Source organism: Picosynechococcus sp. NKBG15041c (assembly GCF_055380235.1).
Map to the genome: position 1 here is coordinate 1,838,850 of NZ_AP040363.1, position 18,323 is coordinate 1,857,172.

Annotated in this window: 16 protein-coding genes; 6 read left to right on the plus strand and 10 right to left on the minus strand. The window is 47.3% G+C overall.

The window, feature by feature from the left end; all coding sequences use genetic code 11:
- Positions 1-197: 197 nt before the first annotated feature.
- From ACZ45B_RS08835 to ACZ45B_RS08870, 8 genes are all read right to left on the minus strand, one after another.
- On the minus strand, positions 198-1,325 hold the full coding sequence (locus ACZ45B_RS08835) for a metal-dependent hydrolase family protein (RefSeq protein ID WP_464674854.1): 1,128 nt from the start codon (positions 1,323-1,325) through the stop codon (positions 198-200).
- Between the two features lie 64 nt (positions 1,326-1,389).
- A protein-coding gene (locus tag ACZ45B_RS08840; RefSeq protein ID WP_236612557.1) for an IS630 family transposase occupies positions 1,390-2,347 on the minus strand; the annotation gives its coding sequence in 2 pieces (ribosomal slippage) (positions 1,390-2,002 and positions 2,001-2,347; 960 coding nt in all).
- 55 nt (positions 2,348-2,402) lie between these two features.
- Positions 2,403-2,615 carry a hypothetical protein gene (locus ACZ45B_RS08845; protein ID WP_464674855.1) on the minus strand — a complete coding sequence of 71 codons (213 nt, stop codon included), beginning with the start codon at positions 2,613-2,615 and terminating at the stop codon, positions 2,403-2,405.
- A 175-nt stretch (positions 2,616-2,790) separates the two neighbouring features.
- Positions 2,791-3,843 (minus strand): D-alanine--D-alanine ligase family protein, encoded by a 1,053-nt coding sequence (locus ACZ45B_RS08850; RefSeq protein ID WP_024546524.1) that lies wholly within the window; start codon positions 3,841-3,843, stop codon positions 2,791-2,793.
- A gap of 29 nt (positions 3,844-3,872) precedes the next feature.
- Positions 3,873-5,198 (minus strand): (Fe-S)-binding protein, encoded by a 1,326-nt coding sequence (locus ACZ45B_RS08855; RefSeq protein WP_024546525.1) that lies wholly within the window; start codon positions 5,196-5,198, stop codon positions 3,873-3,875.
- Between the two features lie 133 nt (positions 5,199-5,331).
- A complete protein-coding gene (locus ACZ45B_RS08860) occupies positions 5,332-5,856 on the minus strand; it encodes a hypothetical protein (RefSeq protein ID WP_024546526.1) in 525 nt (174 codons plus the stop codon).
- Positions 5,857-5,982: 126 nt separating this feature from the next.
- Entirely contained in the window at positions 5,983-6,294 is a 312-nt protein-coding gene (locus ACZ45B_RS08865) for a hypothetical protein (protein ID WP_024546527.1), read from the minus strand.
- 124 nt (positions 6,295-6,418) lie between these two features.
- Positions 6,419-7,135: a hypothetical protein gene (locus ACZ45B_RS08870; RefSeq protein WP_024546528.1), complete on the minus strand. Its 717-nt coding sequence runs from the start codon at positions 7,133-7,135 to the stop codon at positions 6,419-6,421.
- 412 nt (positions 7,136-7,547) lie between these two features.
- Between ACZ45B_RS08870 and ACZ45B_RS08875 the strand changes: the two genes are divergently transcribed.
- Positions 7,548-8,777, plus strand: a complete 1,230-nt coding sequence (locus ACZ45B_RS08875; protein ID WP_029681929.1) for a tRNA nucleotidyltransferase/poly(A) polymerase family protein — start codon at positions 7,548-7,550, stop codon at positions 8,775-8,777.
- A gap of 152 nt (positions 8,778-8,929) precedes the next feature.
- Here the strand turns inward: ACZ45B_RS08875 and cysC are convergent, their stop codons facing one another.
- Positions 8,930-9,463 carry an adenylyl-sulfate kinase gene (gene cysC / locus ACZ45B_RS08880; protein WP_024546530.1) on the minus strand — a complete coding sequence of 178 codons (534 nt, stop codon included), beginning with the start codon at positions 9,461-9,463 and terminating at the stop codon, positions 8,930-8,932.
- Between the two features lie 323 nt (positions 9,464-9,786).
- On the opposite strand from cysC, the gene ACZ45B_RS08885 reads away from it, so the two are divergent.
- From ACZ45B_RS08885 to ACZ45B_RS08900, 4 genes are all read left to right on the plus strand, one after another.
- Positions 9,787-10,791 (plus strand): hypothetical protein, encoded by a 1,005-nt coding sequence (locus ACZ45B_RS08885; RefSeq protein ID WP_024546531.1) that lies wholly within the window; start codon positions 9,787-9,789, stop codon positions 10,789-10,791.
- A gap of 43 nt (positions 10,792-10,834) precedes the next feature.
- A complete protein-coding gene (locus ACZ45B_RS08890) occupies positions 10,835-12,286 on the plus strand; it encodes a phosphoglucomutase/phosphomannomutase family protein (RefSeq protein WP_024546532.1) in 1,452 nt (483 codons plus the stop codon).
- A gap of 78 nt (positions 12,287-12,364) precedes the next feature.
- Positions 12,365-12,877 (plus strand): hypothetical protein, encoded by a 513-nt coding sequence (locus tag ACZ45B_RS08895; protein WP_024546533.1) that lies wholly within the window; start codon positions 12,365-12,367, stop codon positions 12,875-12,877.
- A gap of 303 nt (positions 12,878-13,180) precedes the next feature.
- On the plus strand, positions 13,181-14,158 hold the full coding sequence (locus ACZ45B_RS08900) for a hypothetical protein (protein WP_024546534.1): 978 nt from the start codon (positions 13,181-13,183) through the stop codon (positions 14,156-14,158).
- 103 nt (positions 14,159-14,261) lie between these two features.
- Here ACZ45B_RS08900 and ACZ45B_RS08905 read toward each other — a convergent pair whose 3' ends face one another.
- Positions 14,262-17,294 carry a hypothetical protein gene (locus tag ACZ45B_RS08905; protein ID WP_464674856.1) on the minus strand — a complete coding sequence of 1,011 codons (3,033 nt, stop codon included), beginning with the start codon at positions 17,292-17,294 and terminating at the stop codon, positions 14,262-14,264.
- A gap of 516 nt (positions 17,295-17,810) precedes the next feature.
- Between ACZ45B_RS08905 and ACZ45B_RS08910 the strand changes: the two genes are divergently transcribed.
- The gene (locus ACZ45B_RS08910; protein ID WP_236612495.1) at positions 17,811-18,296 is read left to right on the plus strand and encodes a cupin domain-containing protein; all 486 of its coding nucleotides are present in this window, start codon (positions 17,811-17,813) and stop codon (positions 18,294-18,296) included.
- Positions 18,297-18,323 lie beyond the last annotated feature (27 nt).

The following is an 18,323-nucleotide window of genomic DNA, read 5'->3' on the forward strand; positions in this document are numbered from 1 at the left end:
AGCTCGCTTTTTTATTGTCGAAAAACTCTATGCTAGTTAAGCATCTCTTATTTCGCGGCTCGATTACAGCAAAAAGGACGTATATTGGCGTCTTTTTTGCTAGGAAAGAGAATATACGTCCTGGATTGATTTAATTGCGGTTTTGCCTTAGGGATTGATAACGACTGCTATCGGATTTTCAGGAAAGGGACAAGGAGTTAACTCAATGTATTTTTATAAATCTTGCCATCCTTAACGATCACTTTAAAGTTGTTGGTGTAATCTTCTACAACTGATAGATCTTGTAGAGGATTGCCTTGGACTAAAAGTAGATCTGCATAGGCGCCTTCTTCAATAACACCTAACTTGCCAGGGTAAGGGTTACGTTCTCCTGAGAGAGTTAACAACTGGGCATTATCGTGGGTGACAATTTTTAATGCTTCAGCAGGCGTAAACCACTGCTGTAGTTTAGTGATGTATTGATTTTGAATTCTGTTACGTTCAGGGTCAAATAAAAAGTCTGTTCCCCAAGCTAGCTTGACATTGTATTGTTTTGCCCAGTTAAAAGCATTTGAGACACCTTGGACAACCAGCGCTCGCTTGGCTAATTGCTCTTCGGTAAAACCAGGGGTCACTCGGTCTTCGAAAACCTGCGCACTGAGCCAAACATCTTTATCTGCCAGCATTCTAATGGTTTCTTCGTCTAGCAATTGACCATGTTCTATACATTTAACACCCGCTTGAATGGCTCTTTGTACTGCCCTCGGTGTGTAGGCATGGACAGTGACATAGGTTCCCCAATCAGCAGCAGCCTCGACGGCAGCAGACATTTCATCTAGGGTGTACTGGGTCACATCAATGGGATCGTAGAGAGAAGAAACCCCGCCGCCTGCCATGAGTTTAATTTGGGAAGCACCATGGCGGAGATTTTCCCGAGTTGCAGTGAGAACCTCATCTCGTCCATCTGCAATAAAGGCTGCTCCCATCATTTCTGCACGGGATAAAGTGCCGCCAAACCGGCGCGATCGCTCTGTTAAGGCCCGAAAATCACCGTGGCCTGATGTCTGGGAAATCATCGCACCACTAGGATAAATCCTGGGACCTGGACTTTCGCCGCGGTCAATCATTTTTTTTAACTCGAAAGTGGGGCCACCCACGTCTCGTACCGTGGTAAAACCACGCAGTAGCATCGCCTCAGCTTCCTGCTTAGCTTTGAGTTGAAGCGATTCTTCCGTAATATTCGGGTTTAAAAGCTCAGGTAATGAGCTTGCGGTCATGACTATATGCACATGGTTATCAATGAGACCCGGCATCAAAACACGGCCATTACCATCAATTTTCGTCAAGTCTGCACTAGATGACGGATTGATCGGATTTTTGTCAATTCTTTGAATTTTATTACAGCGTTTTCTATTCTTCTGAGGTACAGTAACAGCAATGGGTGAACCACCCTCTGATATCTTCAGGTGTCACCCTTGCAAATCCTTCATCAATCGCCTCTGATAGCTCCTCATAGCTGCCCACTGTTCTGCGCTTCATGATGTTTTTGACCTTTGACCAACAGTTCTCAATGGGAGAAAAATCTGGTGAGTAGGGCGGTAAGTAGATAAGTTTTGCTCCCACTGCCTCAATGGACTCTCTCACCATCTCTCCCAGATGAATCGAACAGTTATCCATCATCACACAGGCCCCTGCCCATAACTGCGGCACCAATTTCTGGTAAATGAACGCCTCAAAAGTTACCCTATCTGTCGCTCCGATTAAGCTGCTGTGGGCGATTATCCCCTGCAAGCCCAATGCTCCTACCAGTGAGACATTTTTTCCTTTTTTGCTTGGCTTACTACTGTAGGCCCGCTTCCCCTTCTCTGCCCTTGCTCTTGTTGTTCTCATTGCGAGATTAATGCCTGATTCATCGATGAATATCAGGTCTTGGGCCAAAATCTGCCTTACTTTCTCCCAAAACTCGACTCTGGCCTGTTGCACTCTGTCTGTCGCCTTGACGTCAGGATAAAAGGTTTTTTTTAAGGCTAAAATTCATCTGCTTCAATGTCTTATGCATGGTGGTGATGCTTACCCGGATGCCAATCTCGGCTTCTAGTTGTGCACATAGTTGGGCCAGAGTCGCATCATTGTTGGCTTTCACCAAAGCGGCCAGAACCTTTCGGTGTTCTTCATTGAGTTTAGGGGGAATCTGCCCCCGACGAAATTGTGGACGGATAGACCCAGTATCACGTCGTTGTTTGAGGAGTTTTTGGACAAAACTAGTAGCGACACCGAACTGCTTGGCGAGACCACGTTGGGAGATATCCCCCCGGTCATAGGCATCAACAATTTTCTGTCTGAGGTCTATGGAGTAGGCTTTAGGCAATGGTTGTTCTTGTTTAATCTGATTTACTCACACACATGACATTGTACCTCGACCATCACAAAAATGCTGTATTAACGACTAAAACATTAGATGCTTCAGAGAGTTGCGCTGATTTACCATCAAAAATGCGTACATTTTCAAAAAGAATACTATTTAGCTGCTGGGTCTGATTACTAGGGGGATTTTGAGCAAAGGCTAATTGAGCTGCAAATGCAATAGTTAGAGAACATACCACCCCCAGAATCACTTTGTAACGCGATCGCATCATTATGGATTTCCTCAATTTCTCGGGCTAAGGCCATCAGAATGCTGATATTCTAGCCTGGTTGAGAAAAAGACATTCTGAAATTTTCATAATCTTTAGCCAGCGATCGCAACCCAAACAGCTAGTCGATATTTATGCGTTAGTAGTGATAGTAACTTAATGAAAATTCAATGACATTTTAGGCATCTTCTAGGGCAAGTTGCACCAGGCGATCAACCAGTTGGGCAAAGGGAATACCGCTGGCCCGCCAGAGCTCTGGGTACATACTAAAGGCCGTAAAGCCGGGTAGGGTATTAATTTCGTTAATTAAAACTCGCTGGGTTGTTTCTTCGTAGAAAAAGTCCACCCGGGCTAGGCCGCGACAATCGAGGGCTTGGAAGGCCTTGATGGCTAAATCTTGAATTTGTTGGGCGATCGCCTGGGGAATCTCTGCGGGAATTTGCATACTAGATTTCCCGTCGGTGTACTTGGTTTCGTAGTCATAAAAATCACTGTCAAAGTGGATTTCACCAACCACAGAAGCCTTGGGCTGATCATTGCCCAGGACAGCACATTCCACCTCCCGAGCCGTTACCCCAGCTTCAACGATGATCCGGCGGTCATATTCAGCGGCGAGGTCGAGGGCTTTTTCCAGTTCATCCCTAGTGCGGACTTTACTAATGCCCACGGAGGAGCCAAGATTTGCAGGCTTTACAAACATCGGATAGTCGAGCTGCGCTTCAATCTTGTCGCAAACCTTGGGGAATACGCACGGCCCCGACCATACTTCCGAACGCAGGACGCCCACATAATTCACCTGGGCCAAACCCGCCTGGGCAAAGACCATTTTCATCGCCAGTTTGTCCATCCCTGCCGCCGAGCCGAGCACCGTACTGCCCACAAAGGGTTTTTCCATCAGGGTGAGCAAACCCTGGAGAGTGCCATCTTCCCCATTGGGGCCATGGATAATCGGAAACCACACATCGACGCTGGCGGCAGCGGCGGGAAATTGCCAGCGACTGGCTGGATCAACGCTTTCTACGGGGAGCGCTTTTGTGGCAGTCAGCACCTGTTGGGAAATTTCTGGGTCATGCCAAATGCCATTGCGATCGATGTAAAACGGCAGCAATTCATATTTTTCGGGATTTGTCTCTAAACTAAAAGCCTTGGCGATCGCCCCAGCCGAGACAATAGAAACGTCATGTTCCCCTGATTTACCCCCAAACAATAAGCCAACCCGTTGCCGCGCCATAGATTCTCCGCCGTAAACATCGGCATATATTATAGGGGTAAGGGTACGCCACGAATGGCAAAGTCAAGCAGTTCCATGGGATGCCAGAGGGGAATCGTTTGTCCCTGGGCCTGCAAATGCTGTTGAATTTGTAGACTACAGCCGGGATTGGCGGAGGCGATCGCCTTGGCCCCGGTATTCACCAGATTGCGAGCTTTCCGTTCCCCGAGTTCGGCCGCGATTTCGGGTTGGAGCAGGTTAAACACCCCCGCACTACCACAGCAGAGATTGTGCTCTACAGGTTCACGGAGTTCGAGGTTGGGGATTTTTTGTAATAGCTCTCGGGGTTGGGCTGCAATTTTTTGGCCATGGAGTAGGTGGCAAGCGTCTTGATAAACCAAGGGGAATGGCTCCGACGTTAAAGGATGGAGGGGGGTTGTTAAACCCACTGTGGCGAGAAATTCCTGAGCGTCCCGCACCTTGGCCGAAAATTCCTGGGCTTTTTGAGCATATGCTGGGTCATCCTGCAAAATTCGCCCATATTCCTTTAGGGTATGACCGCAACCAGCGGCATTGATAATGATGTAATCCAGGTCTTGATCCCCAAAGCGATCGATCATTTGCCGGGCCAATTCCTGGGCCTGGGCCGTTTGTCCCTGGTGGGCCGGGAGCGCCGCACAACACCCTTGCCCCTGGGGAATCACCACCTCACAGCCATTGGCCGTCAAAACCCGTGCCGTCGCTTCATTCACCGGCGAAAAAAAGAGTCTCTGGACACAACCGAGCACCATGCCAACGCGGTACCGTTTTTCTCCCTGGGCTGGAATGAGGCTAGGAAGAGATTGCTTACTGGTTTGCAAATTGACCTTGGGCAAGATCAATTCCATCGCCGCGAGCCGGGGGATGGGTTTGAGTAGTCCTAATTTTCGCACCAGCCATTGGAGGCCAAAATTTTGGTAAAACCACAGCAGGGGCAGGAAAATTTTTAGTCGCCCAGGATAAGGGAATAGGTTAAAAATAAGCCAACGAAACAGGCGATCGCCCAAACTGCGCGTGTAGTTTCGTTCAATTTGGGCCCGCATCGAGGCCAGTAGCTCGTCATAGCGCACCCCCGACGGACAGGCGGAGGTACAGGCCAAACAGCCCAAGCAACTATCAAAATGTTGCACCGTTGCGCTATTAATTTCTGCTTCCCCCTTGGCGATCGCCTCCATCAGATAAATGCGTCCCCGGGGAGAATCCATCTCTGAGCCCAGCACCCGGTAACTGGGGCAAGTGTCCAAACAAAAGCCGCAATGGACACAACTATCAATTACCCCCTGCTCCGGGGGATGCTGCGGGTCAAACCCACTAGATTTCGCTTCAGAAAGGGTCATCGCTTATCCAAAAACTGCCTCAGTTCACTATAGAAGTTTGCGGCCCCCAGAAAAAACCTCCCTGGGGAGGGAGGCAAAAAAATCACACAATTTTTAACGGGTTGAACGGGCGCATTTTGACGGTCAGGCTTGATTAGCGACTGTGGGGAATTGCATAACCGACCCCAAGGGTTAGCCCCACATCCGTGCGATCGCCAAACCCGACATTAGTGCCGATGTTGCCGACAAAATCCCGAGAGAAACGGTAGTCAAGGCCACCAGTGGCGAGGAAATCAGTGTCACCATCTCCTGTGACAATCCCGGCACCGATATAGGGGGTAACGCGGCCATCGCGGGTGCTGAAGTCATAGGTGACGGGTAGGGTAACAACGGTATCACCGCCAAAATTTACCCCAGGCCGGAAGGAGACGTTGTCAGTAAGCGCAATTTTACTAATTGCGGCAACACCATCATCAGCGACACCCCGGTCTCGGTTACTCAAACCCACGTTCCCAGCGACGCCAATGTAGCTATATCTTTCTGTGGGGACAATCGTTGTGCCGCCACTTTGAGCGAGGAGAAAAGGCTCGTTTGGGGTGTTTTGGGAAGTTTGAGCCTGAACAGCACCGGCACTAAGGGCGATGCCTGTAATGCCAAGGAGGGCAATAATTTTTTTCATAGTTTTGAACTCCACAAAACAACTAAAACTTGCCTTCTATAAGGTTCTGGAATAGAACAAAATGAAAAGCTTGACAAGTTTATCTACACCCCCATTGTAGAGTTTTAATTTTAAAGTTGGGGTTTCCTAGGATTTTTCATCCATATCTAGTGTGTTCTGCTCCCGTTGCCAGGGGCCATAGCGTTGATGATAAAAGTCTAAAATCGCTTCGATACGTTGGCGGCCGCCTGGGGATAAATTTTGGGGATAGCTGATGATCATCGCCCCAATTTGACTGTGAAAATAATTAAAATCGCCCAGGGGTCTAGGCTCCAATTGCACCTGCACCTGGGGCACCTGTTGGAGATGGGCTGCCACTTCCCGATAGACCGCTAAAGGGAGGTCATCGCGAATGAGTCGTTCTGTGGTTAATTGGGCCAAAGTACTCGGAGTTGTCACGCTTTTATACCTTTACACACACCAGTAAATAAGGGCATTCTAGCGCTTTTCTGGGGGGCACTGCGGGGGGCGATCGCCCACTCGAATCTAGGGAGTGGCCCCCCAAGTTCAATCATCTCGATGATTAGCTTAGAGCAAGGGAGGTTTCATTGACTTTTTTCTCAACCCGCATTCCATATTGCTCAAGGACGACGACAGGATTGCCTCGATTAAAAATAATTTCTTTTACGAGCACTTGACCATTAGCCACATAATCACCCACTCGCACATAGCGGCTAAAGGGTTCGTCTTCTGACTTCACCATCACATAGTCGGTCCCATTCATCTGAACAACGCCGGTGACCGCCGTATTTTGTGCCGCCGTCGGTTCCGGCAAGGTCGGTAAAATGGGCGTAAAGTCGATGGGCGCCGGCGGTGGAACCATCGCCGTAGAACCAGAAGAAGGTGCCCCAGGGGCAGGTAATGTGCCATTTGCAGTCGTCCCCGGAGCACCATTGCCTCCCGGCGTGTCAGGTTGTGCTGCGGGGGGGGCAGGGGCTGGCGGCGGCTCTAGGATCACCTGAGGCACCAGTGGTAAATCGGCAAAGGGATCTGGGCGACCTTCGGTGGTGGTGCGGCGACGGGCATCTGGATCGGTAGAAGGAATAAAAACAGAGGCAAATTCACCTACGGTCGGCGAAGTAAATAATTCTTCTGAGGGGGCGGTATCTGGCGTTGGTGTGACAACCTGGGAGGTATCTGGGCTGGGGGTATCACCACCACCGCCACCGGGCAGGAGAGAACAGCTACCGAGGGATAAACTCAAGGCAGTAATGGGCAGCAACAAATACACTTGACGCATGGCAGGAACCTCAACACAAAATGCCAGGGAAGATCTTAGATTAGGAACAAGTTTTGGGGGAGCAACTCCAGTTTAAAGGAAACCACAGGATTGGTTCTGTCTGGGGGGAATTTTTTAATGGTTGTCTGAAAATAATTTCTTTTTGGTGATGACAAGTCGGCAGATCCAAAACATCATCTGTCACGATACCTTGTGGCGATCGCCCAGATTTTTCCCTTTGGGCAGACGTTTATGAAAGACAGGAACAGTAACCACCTATATTTCTGGGCCATACTGAATATTGCGGGGATAGAGAAATATTGCGTCCCATGGTTATGTTCCGATTCCCTAGGGCTTGGGGGACAAGGTTCCTCAGCGATGCTTTGATGATATTCTCGTTAATCGTGCTGATTTTTATTGGGTTTTTCTATTGATGATTTTGGCATCCCCTAAGGAGCGTCTGGCTGAGTTTCTGCAATCATTGCCATTTTCTGTGGCGGAGTTGCCAGACGAGGCTTGTTTGGTGGGGGGCGCGGTGCGGGATGCACTTTTGCAGCGACAAAGTGATTATATTGATTTCGATTTTGTGCTACCAGAAAAGGCAGTGGAAACAGCCCGGGACATTGCCAAAAAATATCACGCGGGCTTCGTGGTACTCGATGAAGCCCGTCAGATTGCGCGGGTGGTGTTTCGCCAGGGAACGTTAGATTTTGCCCTCCAGGAGGGGGGGAGTTTAGAGCGGGATTTACGGCGACGGGATTATTGCGCCAATGCGATCGCCTACCATATCCGCTCAAATTCCTTGGTAGACCCCCTCAACGGGCTGGCAGATTTAGAAAATCGAGTGTTGCGGATGGTGACCCCCGAAAATCTGGCCGATGATCCCTTGCGTTTGTTGCGGGCTTATCGCCAGGCGGCCCAATTGGGTTTTCGGCTCGATGGGGCCACAAGGCACCAAATTCAACGGTTAGCGCCATTAATTAAAAATATTGCCGCTGAGCGCGTTCAGCATGAATTGAATTATCTGCTACGCCACCGGGATGGCGATCGCTGGCTGGCCCTTGCCTTTCAGGATGGCCTTTTTTCCCATTGGCTCCCCGGCGCGGATCAGATCAGCTTAGAGCGGGCCCAGGGGTTAACGAACATTTGCGCCACCTTTGCCCAGGTCTATCCCCAATTTACCGAGGAACCGGATTGGCTGGCCCTCGCAAAACTAGCTTGTTTGGTGGGAACCGACCCAGAAAAGGCACACCAGGCGATCGCCTGTCTTAAATACTCCCGCCATGAATTACGCACCATCGGTTTAGTACTGGAAATGTTGCCCCAGTTACTCCGCGCTGCGGATCAGCCCCTCAACCTGCGGGAGCAATATTTTTTCTTCCAGAGCACGAAGGACACCTTCCCGACTTTGGCTTTGGTCGCCCAAGGGTTTGGTTTGCCCTCGGGTACAATTGAACCATTACTAAAGCGTTATTTTACTCCCCAAGATCCCGTGGCCCATCCTGTCCCTTTACTATCGGGCAAAGATTTAATCCGCGAACTGCATCTTTCTCCCAGTCCCCAGATTGGGCAGTTACTCACGGAAATTCAAATTGCTCACATCGAGGGAAAAGTGCGTAATAAAGCTGAGGCGATCGCCTGGGGCCGAGATTATCTCTGCTAATAATAGGCACAAAAAAACGCAGCCCAGAAATTAATCCATGCTGCGTCTTAAACTGTGTAGTGCCCTAGTTATTGCGAGCCAGCCTGGCGGGAGCCCAAATCTACCGTTTTTACCAATCGATTTGGTATGGGCTCTCCCCCATTGCCGTCACATTAAGGGGTGATGTAGCCCAATTCGGTGAGCTTGGCCATTACTTTCTCGATGCTTTCGTCGAGCTCTTCAAGGTCAGTGCGACATTCTACTTCTGGGTTGAGGGGCGCTTCATAGGGATCATCGATGCCTGTAAAGCCCTTGATCTCACCCGCTCTGGCCCGTTGATAAAGCCCTTTTACATCCCGTCGCTCACATTCTTCGAGGGGGGCATTTACAAAAATTTCTACAAAATCCCCAATACGGTGGCGCACTTCTTCGCGGATTGCCCGGTAGGGGGAAATAGCCGAAACAAAGACAATCACGCCATTACGGGTCAGCAGATGGGAGACAAAACCGATCCGACGAATATTTTCATCACGATCTTCTTTACTAAAGCCAAGACCCTTAGTTAGGTTTGTCCGGACAATATCTCCATCAAGAATCTCTAGTTTGCACCCAGCTTCTTTTAAGCGTTCAGCCAGGGCATGGCTAATGGTTGTTTTTCCTGCCCCGCTGAGGCCGGTAAACCAAACTGTGACACCACGATGCTCCATGTGATTTTTTTCCCTCAGAAAATCAAAACATAAACAGTGTAATGGGAGAGGGGTCTTTTTGAAATTCAAAATCTGACCAACAGGGCAATGGAGGGTTTGCCAATTTTTGCCGCTGAGACAGAGTTTTAGGGGTAAATTGTGAAAAAAAACACTTCTGGGGTTGCGTCCTGGCCGAAGGGCATTAGGATTGTAAAAAGATATTCTGCCTTTGCAATGGTGTGAATATTTGACGGCCTTTCTTTGGCTAATAATTAGTCAAGCTCGGCACGATTGGCGAATCGTAGACCCACTATAATGACGGCATTCTGCCCCTCCTTAGCGATATGAACGAACTGCGCGCAACTTCCTTGGATTCCCTCGAACCTGATTCTTGGTCTGCTGAAGCGGCCGCCAATCGTCTCATGGATGATGTATTTGCGGATATTGATCAACTGCTGGGCGATCGCCCCCCCGCCCAAGGTACATCTTTTGGGCGATCGCCTGGGGCAGAATCTCCCCCGCTACAATCTGTCCTCGTGGCCCAAGGGGACCTGATCAGCCCCCCCTACGAGCCCCCATTCCCTCCCGAAGCGATGGAAGCGGAACTGATCACAAAACGGGGTTGGGGTTATTACACAGAGCGATTATTGTTAATCTGTGCCTGCGCCTCTGTGCTGGGTGGCGTTTTATGGTTAGTTGCCAATGATCAATTCAAAAAGCCTCAATTTCTCAATGGCCCCGTCACACCAGCCAATGACGCTGCCGCCCCAGATGACAGTGTAGCCACTTCTGATTTTGCAAACTATATCCAGCGGGCCTTAGACAATATCGATCGCCGGGCTAATGGCACAGAGGATGCCACTACAACTGGCGCTGGGAACCAAGACCCCCAAGTGATTGAGCGCATTTACATCCCTATCTATTCGCCCAATATGGCAGCTGATGATGGGGCGGCGACGTCCCAAGGGCCAGTGATCTTACCACCACCACCCAACCCGGCTCCCATGCTTGTGCCGCCCCCACCGCCCATGAGTATGGCTCCCACTGCGATTGTCCCTCCCCCCGCCCCTCGTCCAGCAACACCGACTTTGGATAATGGCAGTATCCCGACCCCGACCTCTGTTGCTGCTGCTCCTACAACGATGTATGCCCTGGTGGGAATTTTGGAAGCAGGCGATCGCTCGGAAGCCCTGTTTCGGATCAATGGCACAACCCAACGGTTCGGCCTTGGGGAAGAGTTGGGTCGTGGGAGCTGGAAGTTAATCGCTGCCCAAAATAATCAGGTGATTCTTGAACGAGCTGGTCAAACACGTACGGTTTATGTTGGCCAAGAATTCCCCAGCAACTAAACTGCTAAGGAATATTGTTTAAGTTTGTGAGGCAGATCGAGTGTTGGCGTTTGGAAGTAATCAGCCGATTCGGTTCGGTACAGATGGTTGGCGGGGTATTATCGCGGCGGACTTCACCTTTGAGCGGGTGCAACGGGTGGCGATCGCCTCGGCCCAGATTTTGCAGAAAAATTTTGCTGACCAAGCGGTAGATAACACTATTATCGTGGGCTATGACCGCCGTTTTCTCGCCGATGAATTTGCCCTAGCCGCCGCCGAGGCGATCCAGAAAGCGGGATTCCGGGTATTGTTGGCCAATAGCTTTGCGCCAACGCCAGCCCTGAGCTATGCCGCCCATTACCAGAAAGCCCTGGGGGCGATCGCCTTAACCGCTAGCCATAACCCAGCGGGTTATCTGGGCCTCAAGGTCAAGGGTGCTTTTGGGGGGTCGGTTTCGGAGGCGATCACGGCTCAGATTGAAGCCCTTTTAGACGCCAATGAAACACTAACCGCGTCAAATTCCGGCAGTTTAGAATACTTTGACCCTTGGCAAGATTATTGTGCGGGCCTGCAACAATTGGTGGATCTAGAAAAAATTCGTCAGGCGATCGCCCAGGGCAGATTGCAGGTTTTTGCCGATGTGATGTATGGCGCGGCAGCGGGGGGACTCACCCAGTTACTCAATGAAACGGTCCAAGAAATTCACTGCGAGCCGGATCCTCTCTTTGGTGGTCGGCCTCCGGAACCTTTAGAAAAGCATTTATCTCAATTACAACGGACGATCCGCGCCGCCCATCACAAAAATCCAAAGGCAATCCAGGTGGGTTTTGTGTTCGATGGGGATAGCGATCGCATTGCGGCAGTATCTGGGGATGGCCAGTTCCTCAGCTCCCAGAAGCTGATCCCGATTCTTTTGGCGCACTTGTCCCAAAATCGCCATTACCCAGGGGAAGTGGTGAAAACGGTCAGCGGTTCTGATTTGATCCCCCGCTTGAGTGAAGTTTATGGTTTGCCCGTCTTTGAAACCCCCATCGGCTACAAATACATTGCCGAACGGATGCAAGCGACCCAGGTGCTCCTCGGTGGGGAAGAATCTGGGGGCATTGGCTATGGCCACCATATTCCGGAGCGGGACGCGTTGCTGGCAGCGTTGTATCTCCTGGAGGCGATCGCCACTTTCGATCAGGATTTGGGAGATCTGTATCAAACTCTCCAGAACAAGGCCAATTTTTACGCTGCCTACGACCGCATCGATCTGCATCTACGGGATTTTTCCAGCCGCGATCGCCTATTAAAGATCTTGGCGACGGAACCGCCCCAGGTGATCGCCAACCGAGAGGTCATCCACTGCGATACGAAGGACGGTTATAAGTTCCGCTTGGCAGATCAAAGTTGGCTCCTGGTTCGCTTTAGTGGCACTGAACCAGTTCTACGCCTTTATTGTGAAGCTAAAAACTTAGAGGCCGTGCAGGAAATTCTTACCTGGGCCGCAACCTGGGCCGAAACCGCCAACTAAAAAACTGGGGAGTCGGCAGCGGCTCCCCTTTCTGGTTCGCCTTCCTTGGTAGACTGAAACAAATTCCCCCAGATTTCCATGAAGCGCTGTTTTTTCGCTATTGTGTTGGCTACTTTTAGCCTTGGGCAAACCCAGGCGATCGCCCTGCCTGCCTGTGATGCCGAATTGCCCGAAATTACAGCACAACTCCTCGAAGATTTACCCAGCTATGGTAACCGGGTGATCCAGCGAGCTCGCAACCTCAACCGCAGTGAAGACAGCTGGAGTTATATCATTACTGCCAGCATGGGTGACTTGCGCCCCTTACCCTTGCGTAACCGCCAATTTACCGCCGCGACCGCCGACACCACTGAACAAATCTTCTTCACCACCCTCGAAAATCAGTATGCCCGTACCCGCCGGATTAGTTTTGAAAACTACTACTGGCTTTTTCTCACCCCGACAAAAAATGGTTGGGCGATCGCTCAGGTGCTTTCTAGTCTCGCCAATACCGATCCAAATGAACCGGCTAACCCCCCCCGGGACGCCTCCCAAGGTTCTATCGGTCAGGCCGTCAGACTCTGGCTCCGGGACTTTAATGCTCAGTGTTAAGCATCACTATCAAATTTGAGTAGAGCAGTTCAAAACAATACCCAACATTAACTTTGAGCTGTTTAAAACCGCTAAAGGTAAGCAGAAATACAAAAAGATTTACTAAAATAGTAATCATATAAAAATGATAATATCACCCTTCAACTTTAACAAAATTTCATATTTTTCTTTTTCATATTTCTAGAAAATCTGTTAATATTCCGGGGAATCTAGCGCAAAACACACTGATTAGCTTCAATACTCTAATCTATTTGTTCGCTCCATCAGCCTAGATTTATTCACCCATCATCAATACATTCCCCAATGAAAAAACTTGTATTTCAACTCCTAGGTTGTACTACAACAATTGCCACGGCTTCCCTCCTAGTAAACAACCCAGCTGTTGCTGATACCGTTTCCGGTGCCGCAGTTTTTGTTTCTGGTGGTGATGCAATCTCTGCCTATGCCTTAGAACTAGATAGCCCTGGCAGTCGATTTAACTCTGCTGAGCTTAACTTGGGCTATCGTCCACTAGATGTTGGCCAACTGTTTAATGTTGGTAATACTCTGTATGGCAACATTCTCAATCCAGGAACGACAACAGGATTAGTCCCCCCCCCAGAAGTACCTGGTGCCACTGGTATTGGTAGTTTAGCTGCCTTTCTTGCACAAAATAATCTCACTGTTGTTGGTGGTGCCCCTAAAATTCAAGAAACTATTGCTCAGCTCAACCAATTAAATGATGGTACTGGTGTAAATCTTGATGAAATTCAGTGGACATTAGCTACAGCTAACAGTATCTGTGCAGGAGATTTAACTTCTCTGACACCAGCAGAAAATCCTGTTTGTTTGGATATTGCAGCGGTTGCACCAATCACTGTGACAAATGATGGTTTTGTCGTTGCAAATGTTGAGTTGACTGGTTCCTTTGATCCGACCGTTATTCTCTCTGATTTCCTCGAATATGCAGAGTTTGTCTCCCAAGACGTGAGAAATTCTTCCATCGTCCTGGCTAATGGTGTTACCGCAGCAGAACTTGCTCCTTATATTGATGGTATTCTCCAATATGCCATCCTGGAGGCGACCCAGGGGGGAGCTTCTTTAGAGCAGGTTATCGCTACCGTTTTTGATAATCCCAACCTAACTACCGACACGAAGAACGCTATATTCCAGGCTTTATCTGAAGGTGGATATCTTGAAGGCTTGTCTGCTAATGGCAATATCACAGATATCGAAGCGCTTTTAGGCTTTGATATCAATGATGTCAATATTGCTGCTGGCCTCCTCAGCGCAATTCCATAGGAAACCTTCCTAGGTATTTGGAGGTAATTCTTACCTTCTAAAAGCTCAATATTTAAGAGACAAAGAGACATGATTTAAAATTAATGTCTCTTTTTTATTTTAATTAAAAAACAAATCGACTGCGAAATTCAAAATTCAAACCAGTGTCACTTGTTCCAATTCTACCCTCATAAAATGAGGTTCTATTTCTTGTCGAATCGTAACGTAAAATAAGCCCTAATGAGGATTCATCTGTACGCTGACCTAGACCGGAGATTCTATTACTAAAATTTTGCGCATAAATACCCGCTGAAATATTTTGGGTGAGCCTTTGTCTTGCCACTAAGCTCGTAAAAATCTGCTCACCGATTTCCAAACGATTGATAATACTTAAACCTGACCGCCAACCGATCTGCCCATCTAATAGCCCCACCCAATTTTGTAAATTCCTATTTTCGTCAGTGCTGCGATCGCCTTGGGAATAGAATAATGTTGGCCGCAAAGTCCAGCCCACCCTAGATCGTTGCTCACTATACTCATAACCTAGAGTTACATTAAAGCGTCTTTGGGTGTCTGTATTAAAGCGTAACGTCGGCCCATAGTTTTTTACTCCTACTGTCATAGAGCTTTCATTAATGATTGGTTTTTCCTGGATCGCATTAGCAAAACCTCTTAGATAACCACCAATTGTCGGCTCATTATTCTCAATGATTTTTTCTCTGATACCAGGGGCTGTTTGATTATTGAATGTAGCCCAAATACCGGCATTTAAGTTGTAGTACCAGAGACCAGAAGAAGCAGCATAAGCTAGCTCCACTGTCGGAACATAAGTGGTGCCTTCGTAAATAGAGGTTAGAGATTCAATTCGATCTATTTGAGCAATATTAATCCGATCAAAAGCGATGTCAGATGTTTTAATTGCATTTGGTAAACTACTAAATTGAGTGGAGTCTGTCGTCAAGCTTTGTACAAATTGTTGCCCACTGGGTGTTGTTAAGATAATCTGAGTCCCAAATGTTGTGCGCGGCGTATCAGAAATAATGCTAGAAGCTACTTCTGTTTGCTCCATTTCTCCTGGTGTTTCAAACAAGCGATCTTCTGGTGAGGGAACACTAATAAAAGTGAGTTTTCCAAATTGCGAGATATCAACTTCGGAAAAAAAAGGTTGTCCTGGCGTTGAGCTTAATTGCTGCTCTTGCGTAACTTGTACTCGTCGCGGATAAAGGCCAGTGCGGATCTGCCATAACCCAGATCTCTGGGGTGTTGTGTGGCTATTGAAGGTTAATCGTCCTGATGTTTGTGCGATATTTGTATTAAAATCAGCATACAAAAGACTTTTATCCAAGCGTAAACCAAGTTCTCGTAATTCTTGAGGCGTAGCTTTTGTATTTAGACCAGCAGGAAGCCCTCCTTGATCAAAAATATCTTTTGCTGTGTTTAATGAATCTCGAACACCATTATCATCAATTATTTCAAAAACTCCTCCCAAAAGTAGGCCAGTTGTCATATTTAAAGACTGAATGTCATCGAGTTCATCTCCCCAATCGCCTACCGCAAAAGCAAGGCCAGGATTAGCAAAGATTTCGGTAAAGGTAGCGGCAGGTTCTTCTGGATGATAGGTGATGGCAGCACGCTTATGAGGACGACTAACATACCCTTGATACCAATTTGTAAACTCCCTAAAAATTCTTGAATTTTCAAGACGCGGACTACGTCGTACCCCATTCCATAGTAAAGAGTTTAAATAGCGACGTTCATATTCTTTGCCAGTTAAATCTGGATTCACTAAAACATTAAGCAGATCAAGATTTTCAAAGTCATCGAAGGGACGAGCAAACTTCACCCCTGGTACAGAGGTAAATTCTAAGTTAATGGTAGTGCTCTCTCCTGTAAGCAGATCACCAAAGACAATCCCTGTATTTGTTAAATTTTCTCGGGGAATGAATGCACCTTCTCGTAAATCAACATCTCCATCCAATAATTTACTGAGATTACTCGTGGGAAAGCCTTGTAAAATAATTGGTGTTCGTTCATCTTCTAAGCCTTCAAATAAATTATTTCCGCCTTGTGTAGAGTTAGTGGATGTTTCTCCTAATCCTGGTGGAGAATTTAGAATTTCACTAATATCAATGACATTAGGGCTGTTGAAATCAATGCCACTATTAATAATGACTTGACCCAAAAGGCCTTCATTAGATGTCACCTGAGCAGCAAATGCTGCAATATCTGCTTGACGTAATTCTTCAATTGGTAGCACATCTGCTGTGCTAGATCCATCCTCGCGAATTCTTGGGATATTCCAAACCGCTTGTAAGCCAAAAAATGAAATTTCTTGGCGAAAATCACGGGTTTCTCTAATACCAGTTGTCTGCCCCTGATACTGAATTCCCCCAACCCAACCTTTAGTTTCAAATATAATTCTATTATTAGGAAGAGTCCAATAAAATTGACTTTCTTGTGGAAAGAAGCCATAGGTGGCTTTATCTATAATAAAGTCACTTTCATCGCTCCGAATATCAAGCTGTCCATAGTTCTCTAAATTAAAAGGATTAAATTGAGTGGGTTCGAAGGTGATATTATCGGTAGGGTCAATTAAAAATGGATATCTTTGAGAGCTAATATCTAGAGAACGCAACATAAATCGTTGCAATAGTTCTTTTCTTCGATTAATATTTTCAGATTCTGCAACTGCTTCTCGAATATCTTGCCCTAGGGCTTCTGTATCTTGTTCTTCCGAATTTTGTTGAATTGGCAGATCAGGAACAAGCCCATCCCTAAATTCTATTTGCTCTGGACTTATTTGACTATCATTAAATAAGCCTGAATCCAGGATTGCTTGGGAAATAAATTCGGATTTTTCATGATTAGGTATTTTTTTCTCTAATTCATGGGGTTCAGAATACCCCAAAAAAAATACTCTCTGGGGGAATACCCCGTAGTCTAAAGTTTCACGTAAAAAATTTTGCTTTAATTCATTATTGTTTTGTGGACTTTCAATAATTGATGATTGCTGTTGTGAAGATCTTGATTGAATGCCTTGATATGAAACGCTAGTCTTTGGAGGATAAACTGCCGCTATACTTATGGTTTTTTTGACCCCTGAATATCCCAGAAAAAAGACCATTAAAAATAATGTGATTGACTTTTTGGCCGCCATGCTTGTGTAATTCGGATTACCTTGTCGATAGACAACTTTAGACAAATAATCTTACTTTTTATCATCTTTTTTATATTTATACTGTACATATCAACAATTGTTACGAACACAAGTATTTTTTATGGATGGATCGTTCGATTTTGTTTTCCTAAGAAATCAATTGTTTTCAGTGAATTTAAAATAAGCTTTCTAAATAAGATTGATTAGAATCCAAAATACCCCGAGGGTTTAGGAATACAGCCTTTGTCTAACAGAGAATTTCTCATCTAGGACTATTCATGTTGAATCCCCTCATTTTTTGGAGAATCAACTTTATGGGCTATTGTTTACGAAAGATTGAGGATTGCTACCAAGATTTATCGGTTTATTATGTGGAGCTGGCTTTATCGTTGTGAGCTTCCGGAACCTCTGACAAGGAAATATTCATGAATAAACATTAATTTTCTTTCTACACTGCTCGATGGGAGGATAATTTTCCTTTATCTTGTGGCCATTGGCTTTATAAGAAAGTGAAATATGATGCTCAACCTTCGTTTTCATGTTTTAGCTAGCTGCACCCTGGCGATCGCCAGTACGATCTCGCAACAAACAGTCCTCAGCGCCCATCCCGTTGATCATGGGGGGCACGAGCATGAAATAGCCCAGCAAACCACGATGCCAACGCTTCCCCCTGGGCCAAACACAATGTTAAGGGCTCCAGTGACGATCGCCGATGGTTTAGAGGTTATTATTTCCGATGTAATCATTCCCCCAGGGAGCAGCTTGCCCCTCCATTACCATCCTGGTGAAGAATTTATTTATCTGCTCGAAGGCTCCGTAATCCATATCGAAACTGGAAAACCAGACCAACTGCTCCAAGCCGGGGATACCCTAGTGATTCCCCCCTATGCGCCCCATGCACCCGAAGGAGGACCAGAGGGCGGACGAGCCATCGTTTTTCGTGTTCATGTTGCAGGAGAACCAGAGCGTATTTTTGTGGAAGAAGAATCAGAACAAGATTAGGGCAACATCCTACATCATGACCCAGGG

Excerpts from the sequence above, each read along its gene's own strand:
- ACZ45B_RS08905 (WP_464674856.1), bottom strand. The coding sequence starts at position 17,294 with ATGGCGGCCAAAAAGTCAATCACATTATTTTTAATGGTCTTTTTTCTG.
- ACZ45B_RS08900 (WP_024546534.1), top strand. The coding sequence starts at position 13,181 with ATGAAAAAACTTGTATTTCAACTCCTAGGTTGTACTACAACAATTGCC.
- cysC (WP_024546530.1), bottom strand. The coding sequence starts at position 9,463 with ATGGAGCATCGTGGTGTCACAGTTTGGTTTACCGGCCTCAGCGGGGCA.
- ACZ45B_RS08845 (WP_464674855.1), bottom strand. The coding sequence starts at position 2,615 with ATGATGCGATCGCGTTACAAAGTGATTCTGGGGGTGGTATGTTCTCTA.
- ACZ45B_RS08910 (WP_236612495.1), top strand. The coding sequence starts at position 17,811 with ATGATGCTCAACCTTCGTTTTCATGTTTTAGCTAGCTGCACCCTGGCG.
- ACZ45B_RS08895 (WP_024546533.1), top strand. The coding sequence starts at position 12,365 with ATGAAGCGCTGTTTTTTCGCTATTGTGTTGGCTACTTTTAGCCTTGGG.
- ACZ45B_RS08875 (WP_029681929.1), top strand. The coding sequence starts at position 7,548 with ATGATTTTGGCATCCCCTAAGGAGCGTCTGGCTGAGTTTCTGCAATCA.
- ACZ45B_RS08860 (WP_024546526.1), bottom strand. The coding sequence starts at position 5,856 with ATGAAAAAAATTATTGCCCTCCTTGGCATTACAGGCATCGCCCTTAGT.
- ACZ45B_RS08850 (WP_024546524.1), bottom strand. The coding sequence starts at position 3,843 with ATGGCGCGGCAACGGGTTGGCTTATTGTTTGGGGGTAAATCAGGGGAA.
- ACZ45B_RS08855 (WP_024546525.1), bottom strand. The coding sequence starts at position 5,198 with ATGACCCTTTCTGAAGCGAAATCTAGTGGGTTTGACCCGCAGCATCCC.
- ACZ45B_RS08885 (WP_024546531.1), top strand. The coding sequence starts at position 9,787 with ATGAACGAACTGCGCGCAACTTCCTTGGATTCCCTCGAACCTGATTCT.
- ACZ45B_RS08870 (WP_024546528.1), bottom strand. The coding sequence starts at position 7,135 with ATGCGTCAAGTGTATTTGTTGCTGCCCATTACTGCCTTGAGTTTATCC.